Below are 22,005 nucleotides of genomic sequence, written 5' to 3'. Positions count from 1 at the left end.
GCTCTGGCGAAGCGCTCGATGCGCCGGTGCATGGTTTTGTGTGTCACCTCGATCTCGCACTGTAGTTGGCGAAGACTCGTGTTAAACCGGAGGAACGCGTAAATTGAGAACAACCACCGTCGGAGCTCAATCTTCGAGTGAGCGAAAATTGTGCCCGTCTTGTCGTTGAACGTGCGGTCGCAATTCTTACAGAGATACCGTTGAAACTCTCTGTAGCTGCCGTTTCTGACCGTCCGGTCAGAACGGCAGCGAGGACAGGTAACACCATCACGCCAGCGAACCTGCTCCAACAGGTCCGCTGCGATCGATTCCGACCCAAACACATCTAGCGGAATCATTCGTGTCGGGCACCGCTGACGCGGTGCCCTTGTCCTCTTCGACTCCACAGCCACCGCTCTGCAGTATCAACAATCTCCTACGCAAGAGCGAAGAGAGTAACATAGATAACATGGATTTCAGATATATGAGAGGCACTGATACGGGGACACTCAAAAATCTCCGAATGAACTTGATCCGATAGTAAATTCGAAGGCTGTACCCAGTTCATCTGCTCCTCCGCGCTATGCCACAAAACAGTGATATGTCCCAGTCTAGTTCATCGAATGTCGGAGTAATTTTATCCTACCATTGGAGATTAGTCTGTTTTCACCGTATTATTGGGGGGAGACGGTAGGATAGATTGGTAAGTAAATAGAGTATAAATGATGTGTAGATGCTGGGTATAAGGACGCAATCTTTAATATAGTAATTACACCTTTCCGAGATATGCTCGATGTAAGTGCAGTAGAGAGACAATTTAAAGATTGTCTTAATCTAAGAGTAGGGCTATGGGGCCAGGGTCAGAGTGCGCGGTTTACACACAAGCGATTGAATTTGTCAAGACCGGGAAATTTGAATGGAGTGGCGGCTGAATGATGTCCTCAGAGGAGTGGGAAGACGTACCGACAGATCCAGACTGGGAATCGGACCTAGGCTACGAGATGGAAGAACTAACTGTTGTCAAATCTTCGACTGATTCACAGTTGATATTTTTGCCGGAGCATGAGTCACAACTCGGTGAAGAAGAGTTCATCGTTATCCACTCGGATTCGCTTCGAGATCTACGCCGATAGCTGAACAACGTTACCAGCGGAAAAAATAGTGGTTTACCCACCGATGACAGGGCCGATTAGTAGCAGCATTACAATGTGGTATCTGGGAAAGCGTGTGAGTGATGAAAGCAGTAGTTCTCGCGGCCGGGAAGGGCACACGACTTCAGCCGCTGACTGATGACCTCCCGAAAGCGTTAGTTGAGGTAGACGAAAAACCGCTTCTGACCCACTGTCTTGACGAGCTCGTTTCACTTGATGCAGACGAGTTTGTTATCGTCGTCGGATACCGAAAAGAGCAGATTATCGACTATTACGGAAACTCGTATAACGGCGTCCCGATAACATACGTCCATCAGGAGGAACCTGCTGGGCTAGCGCACGCCTTGTTACAGGCCGAACCGGAAATCGAGGACGATTTTATGTTGATGCTGGGAGATAATGTGTTTCGAGGAAACCTCGACACAGTCGTACAACGACAACGAGAACAGCGTGTCGACTGCGCATTTCTGGTAGAGGAGGTTCCGGAAGACGAAGCGTCTAGATATGGCGTTTGCGTGACGAATAAATATGGTGAAATAACCGATGTAGTTGAGAAGCCGGACGACCCTCCGTCAAACCTGGTCATGACCGGCTTTTACACGTTTTCGCCAGCAATATTCAAAGCATGTAGTCTGGTTCAGCCCTCTGACCGTGGCGAGTACGAACTTAGCGATGCCATTGATTTACTGATGGACAGCGGAAGAACGATCGACGCTGTTCGTCTCAACGGGTGGCGTGTCGACGTTGGGTATCCTGAAGACAGGAAGACTGCAGAACAGCGCCTTTCAGAAGAAGCGGCTACACTAACCTGACATCGAAGGTTCACTCAAAAGATCTGTCCACTAGGATCACGACGATGTGGCACTGAGAGTTCCTATCAGTTAGCTATATAATTTATCGTGAGTTGATGGCGGATCCCAACGTCAGTTACTTCATTGGCTTCGAAATACTGTCCATTTCATTGCCAGTTTTCTATGGCAGAGATTGTGCGCCGGCAGTTACCACACGGTGGCTGCCGCTGTAAGGAGATCCAAACCACCTTCAAATAGTACGCGCTAGTAGTAGCATAACAAAACGGGAAGACCATGTATTGATTGGCTATGTGCGCTGGATGGGTTCGACAGTTCGTGGGAGTCTTCATCATCTGGCTCTCGGCGACGTTGGGGGGGATGATATTTATCGGCCGTTGGAACCCGTTGTTGTATTACCTGCTCAGCTACGCAGGCTTTCTGTTTGCGGTCGAACTCAGTAACCCAGACGGTGTCCGCCCAAAAAATCACAAACGACTACGCTGGGTTTCCATGGGTGGGTTCGTGGTGTTCATCTATGGAGTTGTATCGTGGGTACAGGCAGTCATTGCAACCATGCCAGGGTAGGACAGGTGAATGCGTTGCCTACTAATGACAGGATGCCTATACTAATGTCTTGAAGGGGAGTTCTACTTCATAGAAGAATTAATGGTATCGGTCAGCGTTGTTATCGCGACATTGAAGCCGCGGGATGAGATTGAAGCAATACAGTGCCTCAAAGAGCACGCGTTCGACGACTTTGAGGTTATCGTGTGTGATGAGAGCCCTGTGACTAGAGCCCGAAATGAGGGGATCAAACAAGCCACAACCGACAAGATCGTATTTCTGGATGATGATTCCCGACCTCGCCCAGAATATCTTCAAAAAGCGGATGAACTCCTCGAAACAGAGGCGGCATACGCCGGTCGAACCATTCACCCAGTCAATGATGTGTTTGCTCGCCATTTCACCACCCATTACGACTGGGGGGACGATCCTTGCTACGTCAACCACTTCTGGGGCTGTAACATGGGCGTTCACAGGGACGTGTTCAAGGCGGTCGGTGGGTGGGACGAACAGATGGGGTGGGGTCACGAGGAAAAGGAACTCGCCAGGCGAGTTAGAGCCGAGTTTGATATTCGGTACGATCCCGAACTCATCGTTGACCATCCGTACGCGTCGTCTATTACTGAATACTGGAAGAAACAGTATAAGCTCGAAACAAAGAGTCCGTACTACTGGTCAAAATGTAACGTCTCGCGAGCAGATCAACTCAAGAATATTTTCTGTGAGGTACTTGACCCGCTGAATTACGTCAGAATAACGCCGGTAGCTACCGTTATAGAAGCGGGCAGTACTGTTGCAAAGACAGCTGGACGTATTCGAGGATTCCTCAACCACACCCACTACGAAGAGGACAGAGGCGAAGTACCTAATATTGACCGACCCTCGGAATCCGCGGGACCGTCAGACTAACTGTCTCTGGGTCTCTTCGGTGTTCTGAATTTAGGCAAACTAGCAGCTGCTGGCCCAACTCTTTCCTCAGAGAGAGTCGTGATATATGCCGTACTAGTTACTCGCCGAACCCCTGTTCACCATACCCATCTTCGCCGTACCCACGATACAATATCTCCCGCTTCAAAAGCACTGCAACTCCGAACGAGAGTCCAGTCGCAACAAGGGATAGAATGGTCCGTCGGGTCGCCTGCTCCGACTCCACGGTTCTAGTCTCTTCATCTGAAGACATCAGTACGGTGAGATAGTCCCTCTCGCGACCGTAGCTACGCTTTGTCGGCGACGAATGTGGTCCATCGTTATCAAGAATCCAACGACGGAGACCGTTTTAGTAAACAGGCCATACCGGCAGCCATGCTGCAGCGTATCCTATCATTGATCACATATGATTTGGACAGGGACCCGGCTACTATACAAATAGGGGCATCCCGGGATTAAACGCCAACTGGTTTAGCTGGCTTCATATATTCGATCAAGAAGCGACCGTGGTCAGTTCACGAGTGAACAGATGCTTAGCTGGTGGTCTGATTGTCCTGGTTGGAATCCGCCAAGATCGCAGTAGTTAAGAGTCATATAATACACTGTGCGTGTTCTAAAACTACACGAGATGGCTGCGTACACCCTCTCTGATAGAAGGAGGCCAGAGTTTCAGATATATTGTCACGGTAGCATTGGTAGACCAGCCAGTCAGCGTGGACTGTCTGAATGAATCGGTACGAGGTTACTACTATTGAGGCTACTATCCCACCTTCCATCGATGACTTACACTGTCGCAGTCATTGGGACTGGTGCAGATCCGGACGACCCGGATACCGACGGGTTCGCAATGGCATATAGGCACGCAGGCGCGTACAGGCGGTTAGACTCGTGTGAACTTACCGCCTGTGCCGACGTCGTCCCTGAGAATGCGAGAAATTTCGGAGAACAATGGAACCTCCCGGACGGAAACGTCTACACGGACACTGAGAAGATGCTCACTGCTGTCGAGCCCGACATTGTCAGTGTCTGCGTTCCGCCCCATATCCACGCACCTGTCGTGATGACGTGTGCTGAGAGTGGGGTAATGGACGCGATCCACTGTGAAAAGCCGATGGCAACGAGATGGGAGGACTGTCAGAAAATGGCATCGGCCTGTAAGCGGGCCGGAATCCAGCTTACGTTCAACCACCAACGACGGTTCGGAAAGCCGTTCCGGACGGCCAAGTCGCTGCTTGAAAACGGAAAAATAGGCTCGTTAGAGCGAATCGAACTCGGTGGAAAAAATCTATTTGATTACGGGTCGCACCTGTTTGACCTCTGTGGGTACTTCACTGACCAAGTGATGTCGAAATGGGTGATGGCTGGGATCGAATACAGCGAGGAAAACGTGCAGTTTGGGGCCCACAACGAGAATCAGGCCATCGCGCAATGGCGGTATACGAACGGTGTCAACGGGCTCGCATCGACAGGGGACGGTGGCATTGTCGACTGTCATATGCGGTTGCTGGGCTCAGACGGAATGATAGAAATAGGTGGTGAGGTTCCGCTACGGGTCCGGACCGGGAAAAACTGGACAACGGTCAACACTGGGGGAGAGGACGTACATGGTCCCAACGAGACAATATTCGACGCTGCAAAACAGAAGATCAGCGCTCGTATACCGGGAGCCACTGTAGAAAACGCGAGACCTGAAACCTATATCGACCGTGCCATAGCGGACACCGTCGACGCACTGGACGCGGGTCGTGAACCTGAACTTTCAGCTGACAATGCTCTGCAGGCAACGGAGCTTATATTCGGGTGCTGGGAGTCAGCTCGGCGGTGTGGGCGAGTCGATTTCCCACTAGAAATCGACGACAACCCGCTGGAATCGATGGTCGAAAGCGGGCAAGTACTCACTGCTGACAATCGATAAATTCCAGTACACCCCGAACAGTTGCACACTGAGACTGAGTGGCAAGATACGCCCTGATAATGCGGCTGCGTCACAGTTACCCCGCCCATAACAAACAGATGGTATCCGAAGTATGTAGCAACGGAGAGTCTATGCAGGCACAGCAATATCGAGTACTGAGTCGGAAGAACACACTGGTGTCCGTCAATCGGCCTAGTGTTGTGGCTCGTCACACACGCAACAGGGAGTTCGAACGGCGATGCTAGATAAACTGAAACGGTTGATAAAGAGGCTGCTCCCGGCCAGTGATGACGTGATGGAGCAAACCGTAAAGAGTGGCGTGTGGGTCGGTGTGATGAACGTCACAGAACGGGGACTAGAACTGTTGTTGCTAGTCATCGTTGCTTCACTGTTGTCCCCGCGTGCAGTCGGGTTGATGGGAATCGCGCTGTTGACGCTCTCTTCACTCAAGAAGTTCTCCGAGTTGGGAATCAAGTCCGCTCTGATACAGGCCGAGGAGGACAACGTCGACGACGAGCTCAACACTGCTTGGACAATCGAGACAGTCAGAGGGACTGTAATTGCCGTTATTCTGTTCCTCGGGGCCCCGTTTATTGCGTCGTTGTTCAACGAACCTGCGGCGACCGATCTATTTCGGGTCATCGCCCTCTCACCGTTTATTGTTGGGTTACGAAACCCTGCTGTCGTCTATTTCCAGAAGAGTCTAGATTTCCACAAAGAGTTCGTGTATAGGGTCAGCGGCGCGGTGGCATACTTCGTCGTCACCGTAGGCATAGCTCTGTATGACCCAACTGTCTATGCACTGGCAATCGGATTTATCGCCGGGGACGCCGCCCGGTTTCTCGTCTCGTATCTGGCAGACGGGTACCGTCCGTGGCCTTCGTTCGATATCGATGTCGCGAAGAAGCGCTACAGTTTCGGAAAGTGGGTTACGGCCAATTCAATCCTGTATTTCCTGTACAGTAGAGGAGACGACGCGTTTGTCGGCTGGGCGCTCATGGCAAGTGCACTGGGATTTTACCAGCTCGCCTACCGGCTCTCGAACGCGCCGGCGACCGAAATCACACAGACAATCTCCAGTGTGACGTTCTCGGCGTATTCGAAAGTGCAGAACGACGTCGAGAAGCTGCGGTCCGGATACTTCCAGACGCTCAGAATGACCACATTGGCTTCGTTCCCAGCGGCAATGGGTATCGCGGCAGTCGCACCCGCGTTTGTCGAGGCGTTTTTTACCCCCGAATGGCAGCCGATGATACCAGTGATGCAGTTGTTGGCTATCTACGGACTGTTGCGTTCGATGGGTGCGACGATGGGACCGGTCTGGAAAGCAGTCGGGCGACCGGACTATATCGCTAAACTCACTGCTGTACGTGTGGCCCTCATTGCTGTATTCATCTATCCGGTCACGATGATGTATGGAATCGAAGGTACTGCAGCTCTCATTACGGGTATCTACATTTTCCCGATGATGCCGATCGACATCTATCTTATCGCCCGGACCGTGGAAGCGTCTCCGGTTCGAGTCCTCAAGGAGGTATCGTATCCACTGGTGGCGAGTCTTGGGATGGCAGTCGCAGTGGCCTACGTCTATCAGACGGTGACCCTCAATGCGCCGGTATTGGAGTTTATCCTGTTGGTCCTCGTTGGTATTGGAGTCTATGTGGCCCTGGCCCTGGCTCTCATGTTTAGTTTCAATTGGGAAGTCAAGCAGAACCTCGAATCAATATTCGATGCGTTGGCGTGATCGAAATGAGACAGACAATCCAAATCAATCGACCCGGCGAAAAGAGGAGCACAGCGCGATGAAGCGACGAACAGTGCTTGCTGGCGTCGTCCCGTTCTTACAGGTCGGGCGGTGGTTAGATCAGCTGCTGCTCGTGAATCAAGGTGAGATAGTTCAAAAGCGGTTCATCGGCATCGCCGAGGGGGAGACGACTGAGATCACCGTCACTGACGATGACGGGACAACTGTTTCATCCGAACACGAGGGACAGCTTGGGCAGTCACCAGCAGAGATATCACCTGAGGTTGCAACCTCCCTGCGGGAAAGGTACGACTCGATACGGTTCCACGTCACAGTAAACCACCACAACGACAGTCCCAAAGCGTTCAGTCGGACCGGAACGATAGAATACCGGACATCCAGAACGCTCTACAGCGGGATTGGAGTGGGCGACCACATTTCGTTTCAGACATCTCTCCTGAACGCTGACACCATCATTTCGCTGTCGTGCCTGGCAAACGAGAAGGAGTCCCTACAACGTCGGTGTCGAGTCGGAGTCGAGGACCCGACCGCGGAATGAGATAGACCGCTCCAAAGTAGAGCCTCATTCAGAAATATCGCGTGGAGCGTGGGACGCATTTTCCCAGAGAATATCGCCTTTGAATACACTCTGCGTTAGGTCCAGCAACAAGGTTGTTTTCGAGAGAATTCATCGCAATCGAAAATGCCAGTACCGAAGTATTGCACGAGGTGATTCACAAATGTCAATCCGCATCTTATGAGCAGCCCAATAGTACGGCTGCTGAACCGAATATACTCCGAGAGGCTGTAATGGTTCACAGCTACAGACGTGAGTGACAGCCATCTTGTACTCATTGCTGAGAATAGCATGTAAATCGGACAGGACTGATAGAGACCACAAAATTACTCGCAAACGGCTTGAACATCTTGCCACCACAAGAGAATTTGAGCGACGAGGTCGTGGTCTCTGAAACAGGACTCGGTGACCTAGGCCGATTGACTTTCAGATCGAGCGGATCTGCTGGTCACGAAGTAGAGTGATATCAGATGGTAGTACCTTCCTAACATTACAAAGATACCGTAATGCTACCATACTAAACGAGTATTAGTTTCCCAACTGCCATTTTCGATTATAATATTTGTTCCAAATGTGGTATGCAAGAAAGTATCGCATGGTCAGCAAGTTATGCAAACAAGATTCAACCGGTAACAACGAATAAAATAGTAAATAGGGATTACCGGAGTGTGACCAACGAAGAACAGAATCGCTCGCACGACAGTGGTGAGGTGTCGCGAGATAAAAGTAGTACGACGGGAACAACCGTCATAGACCGCCGCACGTGCATGAAATTAGCAGGTGTTGCCGCTGCGTCTTTGGCAGGATGCGCCGGTAAAGGTGATCCTACCGCAGGAGGATCGGCAGCAAAATTCGGATACGGTGGTGAGCCTGCAGTTACGACACAACTCAGCGCAGTCGATGTTTCGAAGGTGGCCGAAGACACCAGTATGGCAAGTTCGGTCAGCAGCCTCAGCATCGATTCTCCGCTCTCAACAACACTGTCTCCAAGCTCCTCTGATCTCTTTGCGTTCAGGCCCGACAGCGAAAATGTAGCGGTTAAATTCACACCGGGTACAGACACAGGTGCTGCTGCGGTCGGACTGTTCAATCCGGATGGTGAATTACTCTCCCAGGCGTACGCGAGTTCAGATGTCCCGGTGTATCTGCCGGAATCACTCTCAGCCGGTAGTACACACTACCTGCAAGTCATGGACGTCAGTCGAAGCGGTGGCGATTACTCACTCACCATTTCGACGGATAGTACGACGCAGTCTCAGTCACCGTACAAAGGGACAGTCAGGGCAATTCCCGGACGTATTCAGGCCCAGAACTTCGACATCGGTGGCGAAGGCGAGGCGTACCACGACACGTCTAGCGGAAATATCTACGGTTCCGCTAACCGAGATACTGACGTTGATATCCGACCAACAGAGGACGAGTCAGGAAAGTACAATATCGGCTACTTTCAGGCCGGAGAGTGGCTCGAATACACAACTGATGTCTCGCCGGGGACGTACGATATTAGAGTCCGAGTGGCGTCAGCACTCTCTGATGGGCGACTCGAACTGTCTCTTGGAGATCGTACCCTCACGACGGTCGCTGTCCCTAATACGGGCGACTGGACCTCGTGGGAGACAGTCACAGTAGAAGACATCGAAATCGAGTCCGAGCAGCAATCGACGCTTCGCGTCGAAGCACTGGATTCCGGTGTAGAATTCAATTGGCTTGAATTCGATAGAGTCGATGCGCAGAAACCGTACAATGGGACTCTAGCAACGATTCCCGGGCGCATCGAGGCACAAAACTACGACACGGGTGGCGAAGGAGTATCGTACTCCGATACGACCGCTGGGAACGAATACGACACCAGTTACCGTGACACCGATGTCGACATCCGGCAGACCCAAGACGACTCTGGGGAGTACAACATCGGTTACTTCGAAGACGGCGAATGGCTCGAATACTCGGCTGATGTTTCGCCAGGCCAGTATGATCTAAAAGTCCGTGTCGCCACGACACAGGACGACAGACAGCTCCGGTTCCACTTGGGCGACCGAGAACTTGGAACGGTGGACGTGCCGAACACCGGCGGCTGGACGACCTGGGAGACGGCAATAGCTGAGGACGTGACCATCGATGCCGATGGACAGCAAGTGCTCCGGGTCGAAGCTATCGGGTCCGGCATCGATTTCAACTGGGCCGAGTTCGAGGTCGCCGGGAATCAGCCGTTCGACGGCGTCCCGACGCTTCCTAGCAGGGTACAGTCACAAGCATTCGACCTGGGCGGCGAGGGCGTGTCGTATCACGACACTACTGCCGGCAGTGAGTACGATCTCGGTTATCGGGACTCCGACGTCGATATCCGGGAAACGCAGGACAATTCCGGGAAGTACAACGTTGGGTATTTCGAGGACGGCGAATGGCTCGAATACACCGCGGAGGTGCCGGCCGGAACATACGACATCGACGTTCGCGTCGCGACGACACGAGACAACAGGCAACTGCAGTTCAGCCTCGACGGCGAGCAAATCGGGACAGTGGATGTACCGAACACCGGCGGCTGGACGACTTGGGAAACGGCAACGCTTCCTGACGTAACGGTCCAGGATGGTGGCGAGCACGTCATCCAGGTGAAAGCAGTTGGCTCCGGCATTGATTTCAACTGGTTCGAATTCCGCGAAGCGGCCGAGACGGAAACATCGACTGAAACTGAGACGGCGACACAGACACCGACCGAAACGGAGACGCCGACAGAAACCGAGACCATGACGGAGTCAGACACTGACGACTTCGGCAGCGACGGCTACGGAATGGGTGGGTACGGGGGTACCCAGTAATACAACAGAACAATGGCAGAACGATACAACACACCCGCGGAGGGCACGCTCGATTGGCACGTACCACTTAACGAAAACTTCGAAAAGCTCGACAGCCACGTCGAACTCCGGGACGCTGAGTCCAACATCAGCCAGTACGAACCGAAGACGGGGTCGAAGTTCCTCGCGACCGATACCGGCACGGTATACATTGGCGATGGCAGCAACTGGAACCGCGTCGGGAGCCTCAGTGCGTCCGACGACTCAGTTTCCGAGGCCGACGACGGTTCGCTCATCGCACCGCCGGGCGAAGTACAGTCCGTGATCGATCAAGCGTCCAAGTCACACACATGGGCACAGGGACCGAGCCGAACTGTAAAGCTCGTCTCCGGGGAGAACTACTTCCCGTCGGATACTATCAAACTGAAACGTAACATCCGACTCGAATGTAACGGCGCTCGGATCATGCCGGAAGGTGACTTCAACGTCATCGAGATGTACCGCGGGACGCAACTCATCGACCCGTTCATTGACACCCGATCGGTCAATTGGAATTCGACGCAGGTCGTCGTCGGCGCACCGGACGCAGACAAAATCGAACTGGCGAACCGCGCAACCGTCGAAAATGCCTATCTCTGGGGGACTCCCGGAGAGGGCATCGGACTCCAGTTCTTGGGCGGCTCGAAACCCTGCTCGATGCAGGTCGCCAGCGGAACAATACACGGATTCGATATCGCGATCGACCTCTATGCCAGCGGTGACGATTACAGCGGACAGGGCGACTGGTCGAACGGGAACCAGTTCTACGGCTCACTGGAAGCCTTCCGTGTTGGCGTCAACCAGCGCTCTGAGGGCGCCGAAGTTTCCGGTAACGTCTTCAAGTTGATGGTCCAGCCTGACAACGACGTGAGTGAATGGCTCTGGTACATGGAGGACGACCCCCGATCCGAAAGCGACCGAGACGACAATATGTACCGGAAGTCTGGGAACACCATGATGGTGTATCCGTGGGACAACAACAATTATATCGACAACAATCCCTTCGCTGAGAGTAGCGACCGTAAGCCGCCGGTGTGGTATATCGGCGAGGGAATAAACTACGGTAATTCACTCGTTGACCAGTCCGGAAAGCTCGGGAACCAGTATATCGTTAACAATTCGGATTACCCAGATCGGAACGGGATTTTTACCTATCATGGTGGCGAAGTCACCGGCACCAGGCAGTTCTCACACCCGCCTGCGTACCAGCGGAATAGCGAAAGTCGTATGTGGCACGAAGACTCAAAGAACTAAGGTCTGAGCGGCCCTTAGGCGATAATAGCGTGGGAGTAACTATCTACTCCGCATTGCGCGACTGCGGGTGCCAATGTCGGCTATCGTTTCGCTGATATGCCGGGTTTGTCTCAAACTCTGTTGTACCAACGACGAAGCCACCGTGTGCAGTGAAGATACCGTTTCGGTCGGGCGTATCTGAATCGTTGAGTACGTACTGGTTTCCTCGTACCCCGCTCAGATCCATGAGTGAATTTCCGTACCGACGACCACGTCCGATAAACCAGAATGGCGCATCTCGATCACTCTCTGAATAATATGAGTTGTTCTGCTTGAATGACGATACGTCCCACGGATAAGCCATTACAGTATTGCCTTTCATCACGAATTTGTTATCACCGCGAGACTCTCGGGGGTCGTCCTTCATGTACCAGAGCCATTCACTTACTTCTGGGTCAGGCTGAGTCTGTACGCGGACGGTATTCCCGCTCACCTCCGCACCGTCCGACCGCATACTAATCCCGATCCGGAAGTCCTGTATCCGCCCCCAGAACTGATTCCCGTTCGACCAGTCGCCTTGCGGATCGCGGTTCTCCCCAGCAGCGTAGAAATCTACTGCTCGATCAAACCCGTCGAGGGTCCCATTAGCGACCTGCATCGAGCAGGGTTTCGATCCACCACGAAACTGAATGCCGATACCCTTGCCTGTGTCTCCAAGGAGATACGCGTCCTTTACCCAGGCGCGGTTGGCCGTATCTAACTTCTGTGCGTCTTCGGGACCAATAACAATCTGTGTCGAACTCCAGTTTTTGCCGCGAGTATCGACAAACGGGTCAATCAGAACGGTATCACGGACGAGTTCGAAAACATCAAAATCGCCAGTCGGGACGACTCTAGCCCCATTACACTCCAGTCTAACACCTCTCTTGAGCCGGACAGTCTCGGATACTTCGTACGTCTCTCCGGAGACCATCTTGACTGTCTGTGCAGGAGCCTGTCCGAACTCAGATCCAGTAGATGCGGTATCGATAACGTCTTGTAGTTGTCCTGGTTGGGCGATGAACGTTCCGTCACTCATTACCGTGGCTCTCTCACTGGTCTCACCAAGCGAAACGGAACGTGCGCGGCCTGCCGTGCTTCCGAACTCCAGCCACTCTTCTCCGCTTCCCATAAATATGCGTCGCGAATCTGTCGCGAGGAACTTGGCCCCCTCTTTTGGTTGATACTGATCCAGATTTTCGGCAGCATCCTTGATCTCGACCTCAGTATCGATACGAGAGAAATTCTCGTTCAACGGGATATGCCAATCCTGTGTTCCGCGATCCGGACGCTGGTAGCTATGATTCGGCGTCTCTTCAGCCATATCTGTCAATTTACACAAACCAAGTAAAATATACTGTTGTTACTCTCCCGGTAAGCTTGCGGGGGACCGTTACCCGGTCAGCGGCTGTACGTAGGGGGTCTCTTCGGGCTCTGTCTCGATTTCCTGATACAATCGCTCGAACCCGTCCACCATCGATTCGATCGTAAACTCGCTTGCCGCCCGCTGTCCTGCGGCGGTTCCAAGCGTTTCAGCGAGTGGCTGGTGCTGATGTAGACGGATGGTGGCCCACGCAATTTCGTCGGGTGCCTGCACGTCGACGAACAACCCCGTCCGGTAATTCTCCAACAGATCGCTAGTACCATCCACAGGTGTCGCGACGATCGGAAGCTCCGCGGCCATCGCTTCGATCACTGCACCAGGGAGCCCCTCGTAATGAGATGGGAAGGCGAAGACATCCATCGCACCGAGAAGCGCTGGGACATCCTGTCGCGTTCCGAGGAAATGAACCGAATCAGCACATCCGAGTGAGTCGACCCGTTCCGCCATCCTCTCCCGATCGCGACCGTCACCGACGAAAACAAGATGTGCATCGGGTATCTCGGAGACGATAGACGGCCACGCATCAAGCAGATCGAAATGGCCTTTCCGCTCGACGAGACGACCGACGGTTCCGACTACAGTGGCCCCCATCGGGATGTCTAGCTCTGATCGCAGCTCCGCCGAGTCTGTCGTTCGGTACTGTTCGATGTTCCGGCCATTGTAGACCACTGCCACGTTTTCTTCCTCTGCACCGCGTTCAACAGCGTAGTCCCGTCCCGCTGTGGAGTTCGAAACGATCACATCTGAAAGTGAGATCGTCATCCGATCGATAACGCGGCGTACGAACGGTTCCTCGTTAGGTACTTCACGAATGCCGGTAATAATGGATGCAGAACAGAACACGCCGGCGAGCCTGGCAATTACGTTGTCGTAAAAGAGGAATGACTGTATGAGATCGGGTTGTTCACGACGGGCGGCGAGACAGAACTTGAGCGGGGCGAACAGATAGACGAGCGGGCTTTCGACGCCCTCTATCGCCCCGTTCGCAACACGACCAGCGTCCGTAAGCGACCGAACGGTGACCTCCGGTGAGAGTTCTGTTTCGAGCGGGTTCGTAGAGAATATTGTCCAGATGGTGACGTCGTACTCCTCTCCGTTGACTTCGTTCGCCAGGTCGATGAGTGTGCGCTCGGCACCACCGACGACAAGTGCACCGATAAAGTACCAGAGAGTCTTACGCTCCGCTGTCATTCCTGAATCACTCCATAGGGCTGTCTGCTATTTGTAAGATGAGGTGTGGACTCCGTGTTCACGGGAACGGTCATGCTCAAAGGTAACCCATGTTTTCGAGCTGTTCTGTCGTCTCCTCGTCGATGTCGCGTACTGTCTCCTCACTCTCCCCGGAGAGGATATCCGCGATCTCCGCCCGCGCTTCGTCCTCAGTAAACTTCGGGGCCCCATACGCCTGATGTCCCGGCAGGAACCGACAGTATGAATCTCGAAGCTTCCTGTTGTGGAAGACCTGTCGACCGAAGGGTTTCTGCAGTAGCAACGCCAGAAAGACAATCGATGATGTCGTTTTGTGTCCGTCCACGAACGTGTGGCCACCGTGTTCGTCCCAGAGGCTCCTGATTGTCCGCTCAAACCCGCCAGTGAGACTGACGAACGTCTCGGCGGGTCCCGGTAACGAGCCGTATCGAATGTGGTTCAGGTGCGTATAGCCCGTCGTCCGACCCTCTCCCTCTGTGTTCCCATCCACCCTACCGAAATCAGGTCGCGAGGACATCGCACGGGTGACCGTCGGTAAGATGTCCACATGGTGTAAGAGCCCGTTCTCGCCAGAGGAGTCCAGCTCCGGATGAATGAACGACGTCGGAACGTATACGACCTCAGGCGTCGCGAGGTGTGTGTGTCCGAAGTACCCGTACTCTCCGAGGACCTCACCGTGGTCACTGGTATAGATGACGAGGGTATCTTCCCGAAGGCCTCTGCGTTCAAGCGTCTGGAGGACGCGCTTGAACTCTTCGAACGACCGGTCTACACCATTGTAGTAGTCTTTTCTCGCCGTTTCCGGGTCCGACGATACGCGCCAGAGATATTCGAGAGCGGTCTCGTTGCGGTATTCGTAGTCGTCCCAGTCGAATCCGTCGTACGGCGCGTGGCCACCGGGCCGGCGCGCAACGTGGACGAATGGTGGCTCGACATCGTCAATCGATTTCCGTGGGGGATTAGCAAACATCTCCGCAATACTGTGATTCATGCCGCCCTGAGCAGCTATCGAAACCTCGTGACTCTCAATATCGAATACTGAGCGGACGTTTGCAGGCACAGAATGCTTGAAGCTGTGGATGTTGCTGTTCGGTGGTAACAGCCCGGTCAACAAACTCCCGAACGACGTGGGCGTGTGTGTTGATGCTGCAATCGTCTTATGGGTCTGCCCGAGTTCCGCGAGATCATCGTTAATTGCGTTATATCTGACAGCGTCGTCAACGTATATGAGGACGTTCTCTACGTCGATCTCCATGCTATCAGAGGGTGGCTACTACAACAATATAGTAAAGACACACCTACGAGGTATGAAACAGCACATAAAAAAACAGTACCCGGTGACTGGACGGGATATCTACCGAAAACATCTCATTTCGTAATTGTTTCAGTTTTAATCGAGTTGAGGGCCTTCATGGCGTTTTTCGCCGGCTTGTAGCTAAATCTGCCCCCAAGCGCAGCGAGTGCAAACAGCCACCTGTCGGTTCGAAACGGCCAATAATACACTGATTTAAGCAGTTGCGTTCTCGCATCAGAGTATGCTCTGGAACGTAACGCTTCTTGTCCAAGAATGAACAGCAGTGACGCGAGGAAGGCCCGTTCGTACCGGCGTCCGTACCCTGCAGCGAGTTCTCGGTGTTTCTCTACCATTAACGGGTAGGAGATATCCCGCTTCTCAGCGTAGTTATTGCTGATTCGGTCCGCTTTCTCAGGACAGTTCCGATATGTCAGTACTTCGGGGATCACGCGAAACTCGCTATGTAGCGAGAGTCGTATCAGCCACTCTCTATCTTGCCAGCTGGGAAACCGGTCGTCAGGCAGCCCGGCCTGTGGGATGATATCAGCCGAAACCATCAGTGTCGAGAATTCACCGAACGACTCCCCCAGGAGGAGGTCTTTGGTAACATTCCCTTCCGCCGTGAAGATAACGTCCCGTGTGTAGTCCCCGTAATCGTACTCACAGCCGGTGTAGACTACGCCGACGCTGTCAGCGCTCTCTGCCATCTCAGTAACCTGTCGAGCAATCTTTTCGGAGTCCCAGGCGTCGTCGTCATCTAATAACGCGATGTACTCGCCTTCTGCCCGCTCAATGCCTGTGTTCCTTGCCTGGTTCGCTCCTCTGTTCTCTTGGTGACGGACACAGTTGACTTCAATACCCCGTAGCGGCTCTCCGGCTAGTGTATCGGCTGCCGGCTGCGGGGAGTGATCGTCGATGACGATGAGTTCGATGTTTGGGTACGTTTGCTCTGCGACACTCCGTGCTGCACTCCGAAGTCTGTCCGGTCGTTTGTATGTCGGGAGGACAACGCTGACGAGCGGATTTGGCATATGGCTGGTGGTGGTTTGCGGCATCTAAAGTTAGTGTCTGGCTATGCGTGGCTCTGCTGGCTAATTTTGGGGCGCTACGGACCACCCAGTGAACCCACCGTTGGTATAAACCTTGTTTGCCGTTGGATCGTTGTGTATTCTCGCCAGACTGTCTTCACCGTATCGGAATAGATATTCCTGTTGGTCTTTTGTATAATACGAGGCAGTGTGCTGTTTGACATCGTGTGTCTTCGTGACAACGTAACTTCGGCCAAACGTATCAGAGGCGATAACATCCTGGCTGAAATAGCCGAGGTTCCGAGGCAAGTTATTGTTCATACCGAAACTCTGTGGGTAGTAGCGGGGATGGTTTGTGCCTAAGACGAACGCTTCCATCTTATGTGACGTATCCATTGCATGGATCGGAACCCCTTCGTCAATATTCGCTGCCATGAATTGAGACCCATCGTACTCTGCGTAGGTCATGTGACGGTTTGGCTCGTAGGCAGCACTTGCAGCGAGACAGGCACCTAGGAGTACGAGTACGGTCAAAGCAACGGTGGTTACCGAGTTGCGCTTGGTGGCGCTATGGATGAGTGCCATCCCCACGAGGACTGCAGCGAACAGGAGTGCGTATCTGTTTACTCTTATTATACCTTTCACGATGAGATTGCTAAGGAGGAAGATCGCTGCGATACCGAGTCCTGCAACGAAGTGAACCGAACCGAAGCCCCAGTCGTACCGCATCCGTTCGGAGAGAAACCAGTATAGGGTCAAAAGGACGAATGTCCCGGCGATAGTGAAGTAAATTGTGGTCGAGCCGTACAGAGTGATGAATTTCTCGGCGAGCTGTAGAGGTGAAAACTGGACTGAGCCGGCTCGTTGTACCTCTCTGGCTGCTGGGTTCATATCATCCTGTGCCGCAACGACTTTTATTATGGCCTGGCGTGTCTGACCGAAATTGGTGAGCCAGGCGAATAGGAGCGGAAGAAAGGCCACACCAAGCCGCGGACTGAGTTGCGGAGTGGACGATAGGGAAAGCCGTCCGAACAGCCCGGAATACACCGAGGTTAACAGTAATATACCTAGCATAAACAGGGTTGTCATCGGGTGTGAGTAGATGATGAACAGGCCAACCAGAAGAATCAAGAGCAGGTACTCGTTGTCGTTACTCCGTCGGTACAGTTCTGTGAGCGTGAGCAGGACCGGAACGATCATGAATGAGTTCATCGCCGGGTGGTTTGAGAGATGGAAGGTCGTATAGATGAGAGTGCTACCGGCTGCTAATCCGGCCGCGAGACTTCCCCGTTTACCCGAGAGCGTCTTCACAAGGACTCCGATTCCGATTATCTGAAGCGTCGTAAACAACAACGCTACCAAGTATGGCATCGCGTCAATCGGGACACCTAGCATCGCCATCTCGGCCATCAGCACATGTTCACCTGGATACCAGATTCCGGGAAGTGTTCCCGTTTCGAGAATCGCCCTAACATCGCCGAAGTGTTGCAGTGCATCTGCCGTTCCTTGTCCGTAAAACCGATAGCCGCGAGCTTTTGGGAGGAAGAAGTACAGCGCGTAGTTTGAAAGGACGAGGCCAAGACCATGTCGCCAGTACCTCGTTTGCGTAATAGCCGCTGCTATCAGCGTCAATATTCCACCGATCATGACCGAATAGAAAGTGAACCAGAACAGCTGGGACAGTCCATCTACCAGCGAAGTTTCATATCCGGTTACCGGTTGAATGGACAGGAAGAGCGCACTCTCGAGGATAAGGATACCGGATAGGAGTATGACCAGATATTCCTGTATGTCACGGTTGGCGAACTCGAAGCTGTCGAACGACTCCCGGTCGAGATTTGTCTCGTGACTCATTTATTACCCTTCTGGCTCGCGATGCAGTGTGAGGTCCACGTCTTTCCCTGCCTTGCATACGGTAGATATTAAGTAATCAGCGACTAACGCGCAGTGGATACACGCCCTCACCAAAGTCAGGCCTCGACCAGCTTCAATAGACCACCTGAACCGCAATATCGATTGGGCCACGAAAACGCGACAGTGGTGTGGAACTGTGCAACCGGAATCAGTCGAGGCTCGATTCGCCATTCGTTCAGATCTCGTCCTTGACCACAGGTGTGGGACTGCTGGTCGATTCCGTCTTGTCTCGAATCACGGAGTCACCGATTTCAGCCACTTGGCCCAGTATTTCCGTTGTCTCTTGCACTGTCTCTTCCCAGTTGTAACGCGTCGTGACGATTGCTCGGCCGTGTTTTCCCAGTTCTGAGAGGGCGCGCTGATCGCTGAGCAAATCAGAAATCGCCGTCGCGAATCCCTCGACGTTGCCAACTTGGACTGTTTCTCCCGTTTGGTTGACTATTTTCGAGGTCTGTTCGAGATCGCTGGCAACAACTGGTGTTTCACAGGCTAAAGCTTCGATAACTGTCCGTGGAAAGCCTTCAGTCCGACTCGGAAGGACGAACAGGTCCGCTGCTCTGAACACCGAGGGCATTTTCTGATAGGGGACCCGCCCCAGGAATTCTACAGCATCTGTAAGTCCCTCGTCAGCGACCGTCGATTCGAGACTGTCTCGAAGCGGGCCGTCGCCACAGAAGAACAGCGATGCGTCCGGACAGCGCTCTCGTACCGTATCGAATGCAGCTAACACGTCCTGAGGTCGCTTTCCGTCGACTAAGCGGCCGACAAACACGATTGCCTGGCCGCTCTGGTTCGCGATATCGGGATGGGTCTGTCCAGCAGGGGAGAAGCGGTTGGTATCGATTCCGTTGTTTACAACCGCGATGTCAGCGTCGACACCGAGGTCACGAAGTTTGGATTGCTCGACATCGGTGTAGCAAAGCGTGACGTCGGCCGAGTCATACGTCCACTTACCCAGCGTACGAAGGTGTGCACGCGAGAACCAGAACGGACCTCGTTGTGAGTTGAGGCCGTGACATGTGATTGCAATCGGGATGTTGGCCATTCGGCAGTACAGCGCGGCCACGTTACTCGAGAAGAACAGGTGAGAGTGGGTGTGAACCACGTCGAAGTCTTCCAGACCACGTAGATCACCGACAGTGTTGGCGAAGATCTGATTCCCGAGGAGCTCTAGCTTCGGCGGTTGTTTGATCAACGTATACCCGTCTTGATCAGTAACCTCTCGCTCTTCCACCTCTTCCGAGACAGTCAAGACGGTGACCTCGTGCCCCATCGCAGCCTGATCACGGCTCAGAGCATGTATGTGATATGGCGCACCACCGACAGTTTCAGGGAAGATGTCTTGGGCGACCCGGAGTATGTGCATTTATTTCGCCCGACTCTTACAGGTAGAGGGGTATAGTTAATAGTCCGATTTTTTGAGTAATAGGCCTCTATAGCCAGTACAAGACACCAGATGGTGGTATGTAGTCACACCTGCTACCGTATTCCTATTCGAGGACCCCCTGCTCTTGCATACGCACAGCCCAGTGCTTGAAGACGTAGACGGTCCAGAGGAACCGCGAGTGATCGTGGTTTCCATCAAGGTGTTCATCGAATAGTTCTAAAATCGCCGCGGTATCGAGAATCCCCAGATCAGTAGCACGGACCATCGAGACGAACTCGTCAGCAAGCTCGTGTTTAAACCACTCACCGATCGGCATATCGAACCCGTGTTTGTTTCGCTGTAAGATAGACTCCGGCAGTACATCATCGAAGGCTCGTTTCAGCACACGTTTTCGATCGCGGCCAGTTAGTTTGTGGTCTGTTGGGAGACTGAGTGCGTACTCAACGACATCAGTATCGAGGAACGGAACACGTACCTCGAGTGAGTTGTACATACTGGCCTGGTCGACTTTCATGAGCATCTGATCTGGGAGCGATAAGCGGGTATCGACAGCCTGTATCCGTGCCAAGCTCTCTCTATCGGCCAGTTCTGGGGATATCGCGGCGTGCTGTGTCCGGAGGGCGGTCTGCCCAGCTTCGATTGGGTCAACGTTCGTCACGGACTGGATAGCTTGGTCATCGGAGACACGCATTAAATCGAAGTGACGCTCCGGAACAGATCGTTCTCCGCTCCGATTTATGAACCACTGTCCTTTGTAAACGGCGTCGCCGACCGCAGTCCCTCGTGAGGCGGGTAGTGCATTCACAGCCGGCTCGACGGCGTATTTCCGTATCTGGGACGGAAGCGCTCGGTAGTACTTTGACAGGGACTCGACTCGGTACTTATCGTAGCCGGCGAACAGTTCGTCAGCACCGTCACCAGAGAGTGCGACCTTGACGTTATTTCTCGTGGCGCGAGACACAGCGTAACTCGGCATCAGTGCCGGATCGGCGAAGGGTTCCCCCAATTTATTCAGTACGTCCGGTACGGACTCGCGTACGTCATTCGCTGTGAGTGTGATCTCGTGATGGTCGGTATCGTGGAAAGACGCCACTTCTCGTGCCGCCCAGGATTCGTCGAATCGATCCTGATTGAAACCGACGGTAAACGTCTTCACGGGATCATCGAGTAACTGTGCCATCGTCCCGACGATTATCGTCGAATCGATCCCCCCGCTGAGGAACGCTCCGAGGTCAACGTCGGCCATCAGGCGTTTTTCGACCGCCGATTCGACGAGCGAGCGTAGGTGTGAGGCAGCGGTATCAATGTCGGGATCACGAGGCGTGATCGATGGCTCGTGGTATTTGTCGCGGTCGATACCATCGTCCGATATGAGTATCCGCTCGCCGGGTCTGACCTTCGAAACGTTACGGAAGGCCGTTTTCGGTGCCGGAATATATCCGAATGCGAAGTACTGAGCCAGTGCGTCCCGATCTATGCCGCCGAGGTCAATGTCGCTCTCGAACAGCGATGGGAGCTCGGAGGCGAACGCGAGCTTGTCGTCCGTTTCGGCGAGAACGAGAGGTTTGATACCCATCGGGTCACGGGCCAGTAACAGACGTTCTCGCTCACTGTCCCACAGAGCGAACGCGAACATTCCGTCGAGTTCGTCGACGAAACTTGGACCTTCTTCCTCATAGAGATGGACCAGTACTTCGGTGTCGGTTTGAGTGGTAAATCGATGTCCTGCGGACGTGAGTCGTTCCTTGAGAGCCCCGTAATTATAGATCTCTCCGTTGAAGATGACGGTTACGGTACCGTCCTCGTTGTGGATCGGCTGTCCCCCGTTCTCGGGGTCTATGATGCTGAGCCGGCGGTGTGCAAGTCCAACACTTCCATCTCTGAAAACCCCATCGTCGTCAGGACCTCGGTGACACTGGCAGTCGTTCATACGCTCAAGAACGTCGGTTTCAGGAGAGCCAGATCGAACATACTGACCACAGATTCCACACATTGTTCGCGTAATCTACATCGATGCTCAAAATTATACCCT

At 53.3% G+C, this 22,005-nt stretch carries 15 protein-coding genes; 7 read left to right on the top strand and 8 right to left on the bottom strand.

Going from position 1 to position 22,005, the window contains the following annotated elements:
• The coding region (locus VI234_RS12545) for a transposase-like zinc-binding domain-containing protein (RefSeq protein WP_336330194.1) at nucleotides 1-338 on the bottom strand (338 nt) is incomplete at its 3' end.
• An 875-nt stretch (nucleotides 339-1,213) separates the two neighbouring features.
• Between VI234_RS12545 and aglF the strand changes: the two genes are divergently transcribed.
• The 7 genes from aglF to VI234_RS12510 all read left to right on the top strand — a co-directional run bounded on the left by aglF (nucleotide 1,214) and on the right by VI234_RS12510 (nucleotide 11,739).
• Nucleotides 1,214-1,942 carry a UTP--glucose-1-phosphate uridylyltransferase AglF gene (aglF, locus tag VI234_RS12540; RefSeq protein ID WP_336330193.1) on the top strand — a complete coding sequence of 243 codons (729 nt, stop codon included), beginning with the start codon at nucleotides 1,214-1,216 and terminating at the stop codon, nucleotides 1,940-1,942.
• A gap of 645 nt (nucleotides 1,943-2,587) precedes the next feature.
• On the top strand, nucleotides 2,588-3,394 hold the full coding sequence (locus VI234_RS12535) for a glycosyltransferase family 2 protein (RefSeq protein WP_336330192.1): 807 nt from the start codon (nucleotides 2,588-2,590) through the stop codon (nucleotides 3,392-3,394).
• A 796-nt stretch (nucleotides 3,395-4,190) separates the two neighbouring features.
• Entirely contained in the window at nucleotides 4,191-5,327 is a 1,137-nt protein-coding gene (locus VI234_RS12530) for a Gfo/Idh/MocA family protein (protein ID WP_336330191.1), read from the top strand.
• A 238-nt stretch (nucleotides 5,328-5,565) separates the two neighbouring features.
• Nucleotides 5,566-7,071 carry a lipopolysaccharide biosynthesis protein gene (locus VI234_RS12525; RefSeq protein ID WP_336330190.1) on the top strand — a complete coding sequence of 502 codons (1,506 nt, stop codon included), beginning with the start codon at nucleotides 5,566-5,568 and terminating at the stop codon, nucleotides 7,069-7,071.
• Nucleotides 7,072-7,129: 58 nt separating this feature from the next.
• Nucleotides 7,130-7,630 carry a hypothetical protein gene (locus VI234_RS12520; RefSeq protein ID WP_008311660.1) on the top strand — a complete coding sequence of 167 codons (501 nt, stop codon included), beginning with the start codon at nucleotides 7,130-7,132 and terminating at the stop codon, nucleotides 7,628-7,630.
• A gap of 1,208 nt (nucleotides 7,631-8,838) precedes the next feature.
• A complete protein-coding gene (locus VI234_RS12515) occupies nucleotides 8,839-10,467 on the top strand; it encodes a carbohydrate-binding domain-containing protein (RefSeq protein ID WP_336330189.1) in 1,629 nt (542 codons plus the stop codon).
• 12 nt (nucleotides 10,468-10,479) lie between these two features.
• Nucleotides 10,480-11,739 (top strand): hypothetical protein, encoded by a 1,260-nt coding sequence (locus VI234_RS12510; protein ID WP_008311664.1) that lies wholly within the window; start codon nucleotides 10,480-10,482, stop codon nucleotides 11,737-11,739.
• Nucleotides 11,740-11,782: 43 nt separating this feature from the next.
• Here the strand turns inward: VI234_RS12510 and VI234_RS12505 are convergent, their stop codons facing one another.
• The 7 genes from VI234_RS12505 to asnB all read right to left on the bottom strand — a co-directional run bounded on the left by VI234_RS12505 (nucleotide 11,783) and on the right by asnB (nucleotide 21,966).
• A complete protein-coding gene (locus VI234_RS12505; protein ID WP_336330188.1) occupies nucleotides 11,783-13,081 on the bottom strand; it encodes a hypothetical protein in 1,299 nt (432 codons plus the stop codon).
• 69 nt (nucleotides 13,082-13,150) lie between these two features.
• On the bottom strand, nucleotides 13,151-14,332 hold the full coding sequence (locus tag VI234_RS12500; protein ID WP_336330187.1) for a glycosyltransferase: 1,182 nt from the start codon (nucleotides 14,330-14,332) through the stop codon (nucleotides 13,151-13,153).
• Nucleotides 14,333-14,408: 76 nt separating this feature from the next.
• Entirely contained in the window at nucleotides 14,409-15,605 is a 1,197-nt protein-coding gene (locus tag VI234_RS12495) for a sulfatase-like hydrolase/transferase (protein ID WP_336330186.1), read from the bottom strand.
• 113 nt (nucleotides 15,606-15,718) lie between these two features.
• Nucleotides 15,719-16,675, bottom strand: coding sequence for a glycosyltransferase family 2 protein (locus VI234_RS12490; RefSeq protein ID WP_049943007.1), 957 nt, complete (start codon nucleotides 16,673-16,675; stop codon nucleotides 15,719-15,721).
• Between the two features lie 60 nt (nucleotides 16,676-16,735).
• A complete protein-coding gene (locus tag VI234_RS12485) occupies nucleotides 16,736-18,526 on the bottom strand; it encodes a hypothetical protein (RefSeq protein WP_336330185.1) in 1,791 nt (596 codons plus the stop codon).
• Between the two features lie 235 nt (nucleotides 18,527-18,761).
• On the bottom strand, nucleotides 18,762-19,952 hold the full coding sequence (locus tag VI234_RS12480) for a glycosyltransferase family 4 protein (RefSeq protein ID WP_049943008.1): 1,191 nt from the start codon (nucleotides 19,950-19,952) through the stop codon (nucleotides 18,762-18,764).
• Nucleotides 19,953-20,076: 124 nt separating this feature from the next.
• Complete coding sequence (asnB, locus tag VI234_RS12475) at nucleotides 20,077-21,966, bottom strand: asparagine synthase (glutamine-hydrolyzing) (protein ID WP_275039413.1); 1,890 nt, start codon at nucleotides 21,964-21,966, stop codon at nucleotides 20,077-20,079.
• Between the last annotated feature and the right edge of the window lie 39 nt (nucleotides 21,967-22,005).

The sequence above is a fragment of the Haloarcula sp. CGMCC 1.2071 genome (assembly GCF_037078445.1).
Classification (GTDB): domain Archaea; phylum Halobacteriota; class Halobacteria; order Halobacteriales; family Haloarculaceae; genus Haloarcula; species Haloarcula amylolytica.
Note: the sequence above shows the minus strand (reverse complement) of the source record. Positions and strands in the feature narration are given on the sequence as shown.

Bases quoted from the DNA above. Each gene is read 5' to 3' on its own strand.
- aglF (WP_336330193.1), top strand. From the start codon at position 1,214: ATGAAAGCAGTAGTTCTCGCGGCCGGGAAGGGCACACGACTTCAGCCG.
- VI234_RS12535 (WP_336330192.1), top strand. From the start codon at position 2,588: ATGGTATCGGTCAGCGTTGTTATCGCGACATTGAAGCCGCGGGATGAG.
- VI234_RS12530 (WP_336330191.1), top strand. From the start codon at position 4,191: ATGACTTACACTGTCGCAGTCATTGGGACTGGTGCAGATCCGGACGAC.
- VI234_RS12525 (WP_336330190.1), top strand. From the start codon at position 5,566: ATGCTAGATAAACTGAAACGGTTGATAAAGAGGCTGCTCCCGGCCAGT.
- VI234_RS12520 (WP_008311660.1), top strand. From the start codon at position 7,130: ATGAAGCGACGAACAGTGCTTGCTGGCGTCGTCCCGTTCTTACAGGTC.
- VI234_RS12515 (WP_336330189.1), top strand. From the start codon at position 8,839: ATGGACGTCAGTCGAAGCGGTGGCGATTACTCACTCACCATTTCGACG.
- VI234_RS12510 (WP_008311664.1), top strand. From the start codon at position 10,480: ATGGCAGAACGATACAACACACCCGCGGAGGGCACGCTCGATTGGCAC.
- VI234_RS12505 (WP_336330188.1), bottom strand. From the start codon at position 13,081: ATGGCTGAAGAGACGCCGAATCATAGCTACCAGCGTCCGGATCGCGGA.
- VI234_RS12500 (WP_336330187.1), bottom strand. From the start codon at position 14,332: ATGACAGCGGAGCGTAAGACTCTCTGGTACTTTATCGGTGCACTTGTC.
- VI234_RS12495 (WP_336330186.1), bottom strand. From the start codon at position 15,605: ATGGAGATCGACGTAGAGAACGTCCTCATATACGTTGACGACGCTGTC.
- VI234_RS12490 (WP_049943007.1), bottom strand. From the start codon at position 16,675: ATGCCAAATCCGCTCGTCAGCGTTGTCCTCCCGACATACAAACGACCG.
- VI234_RS12485 (WP_336330185.1), bottom strand. From the start codon at position 18,526: ATGAGTCACGAGACAAATCTCGACCGGGAGTCGTTCGACAGCTTCGAG.
- VI234_RS12480 (WP_049943008.1), bottom strand. From the start codon at position 19,952: ATGCACATACTCCGGGTCGCCCAAGACATCTTCCCTGAAACTGTCGGT.
- asnB (WP_275039413.1), bottom strand. From the start codon at position 21,966: ATGTGTGGAATCTGTGGTCAGTATGTTCGATCTGGCTCTCCTGAAACC.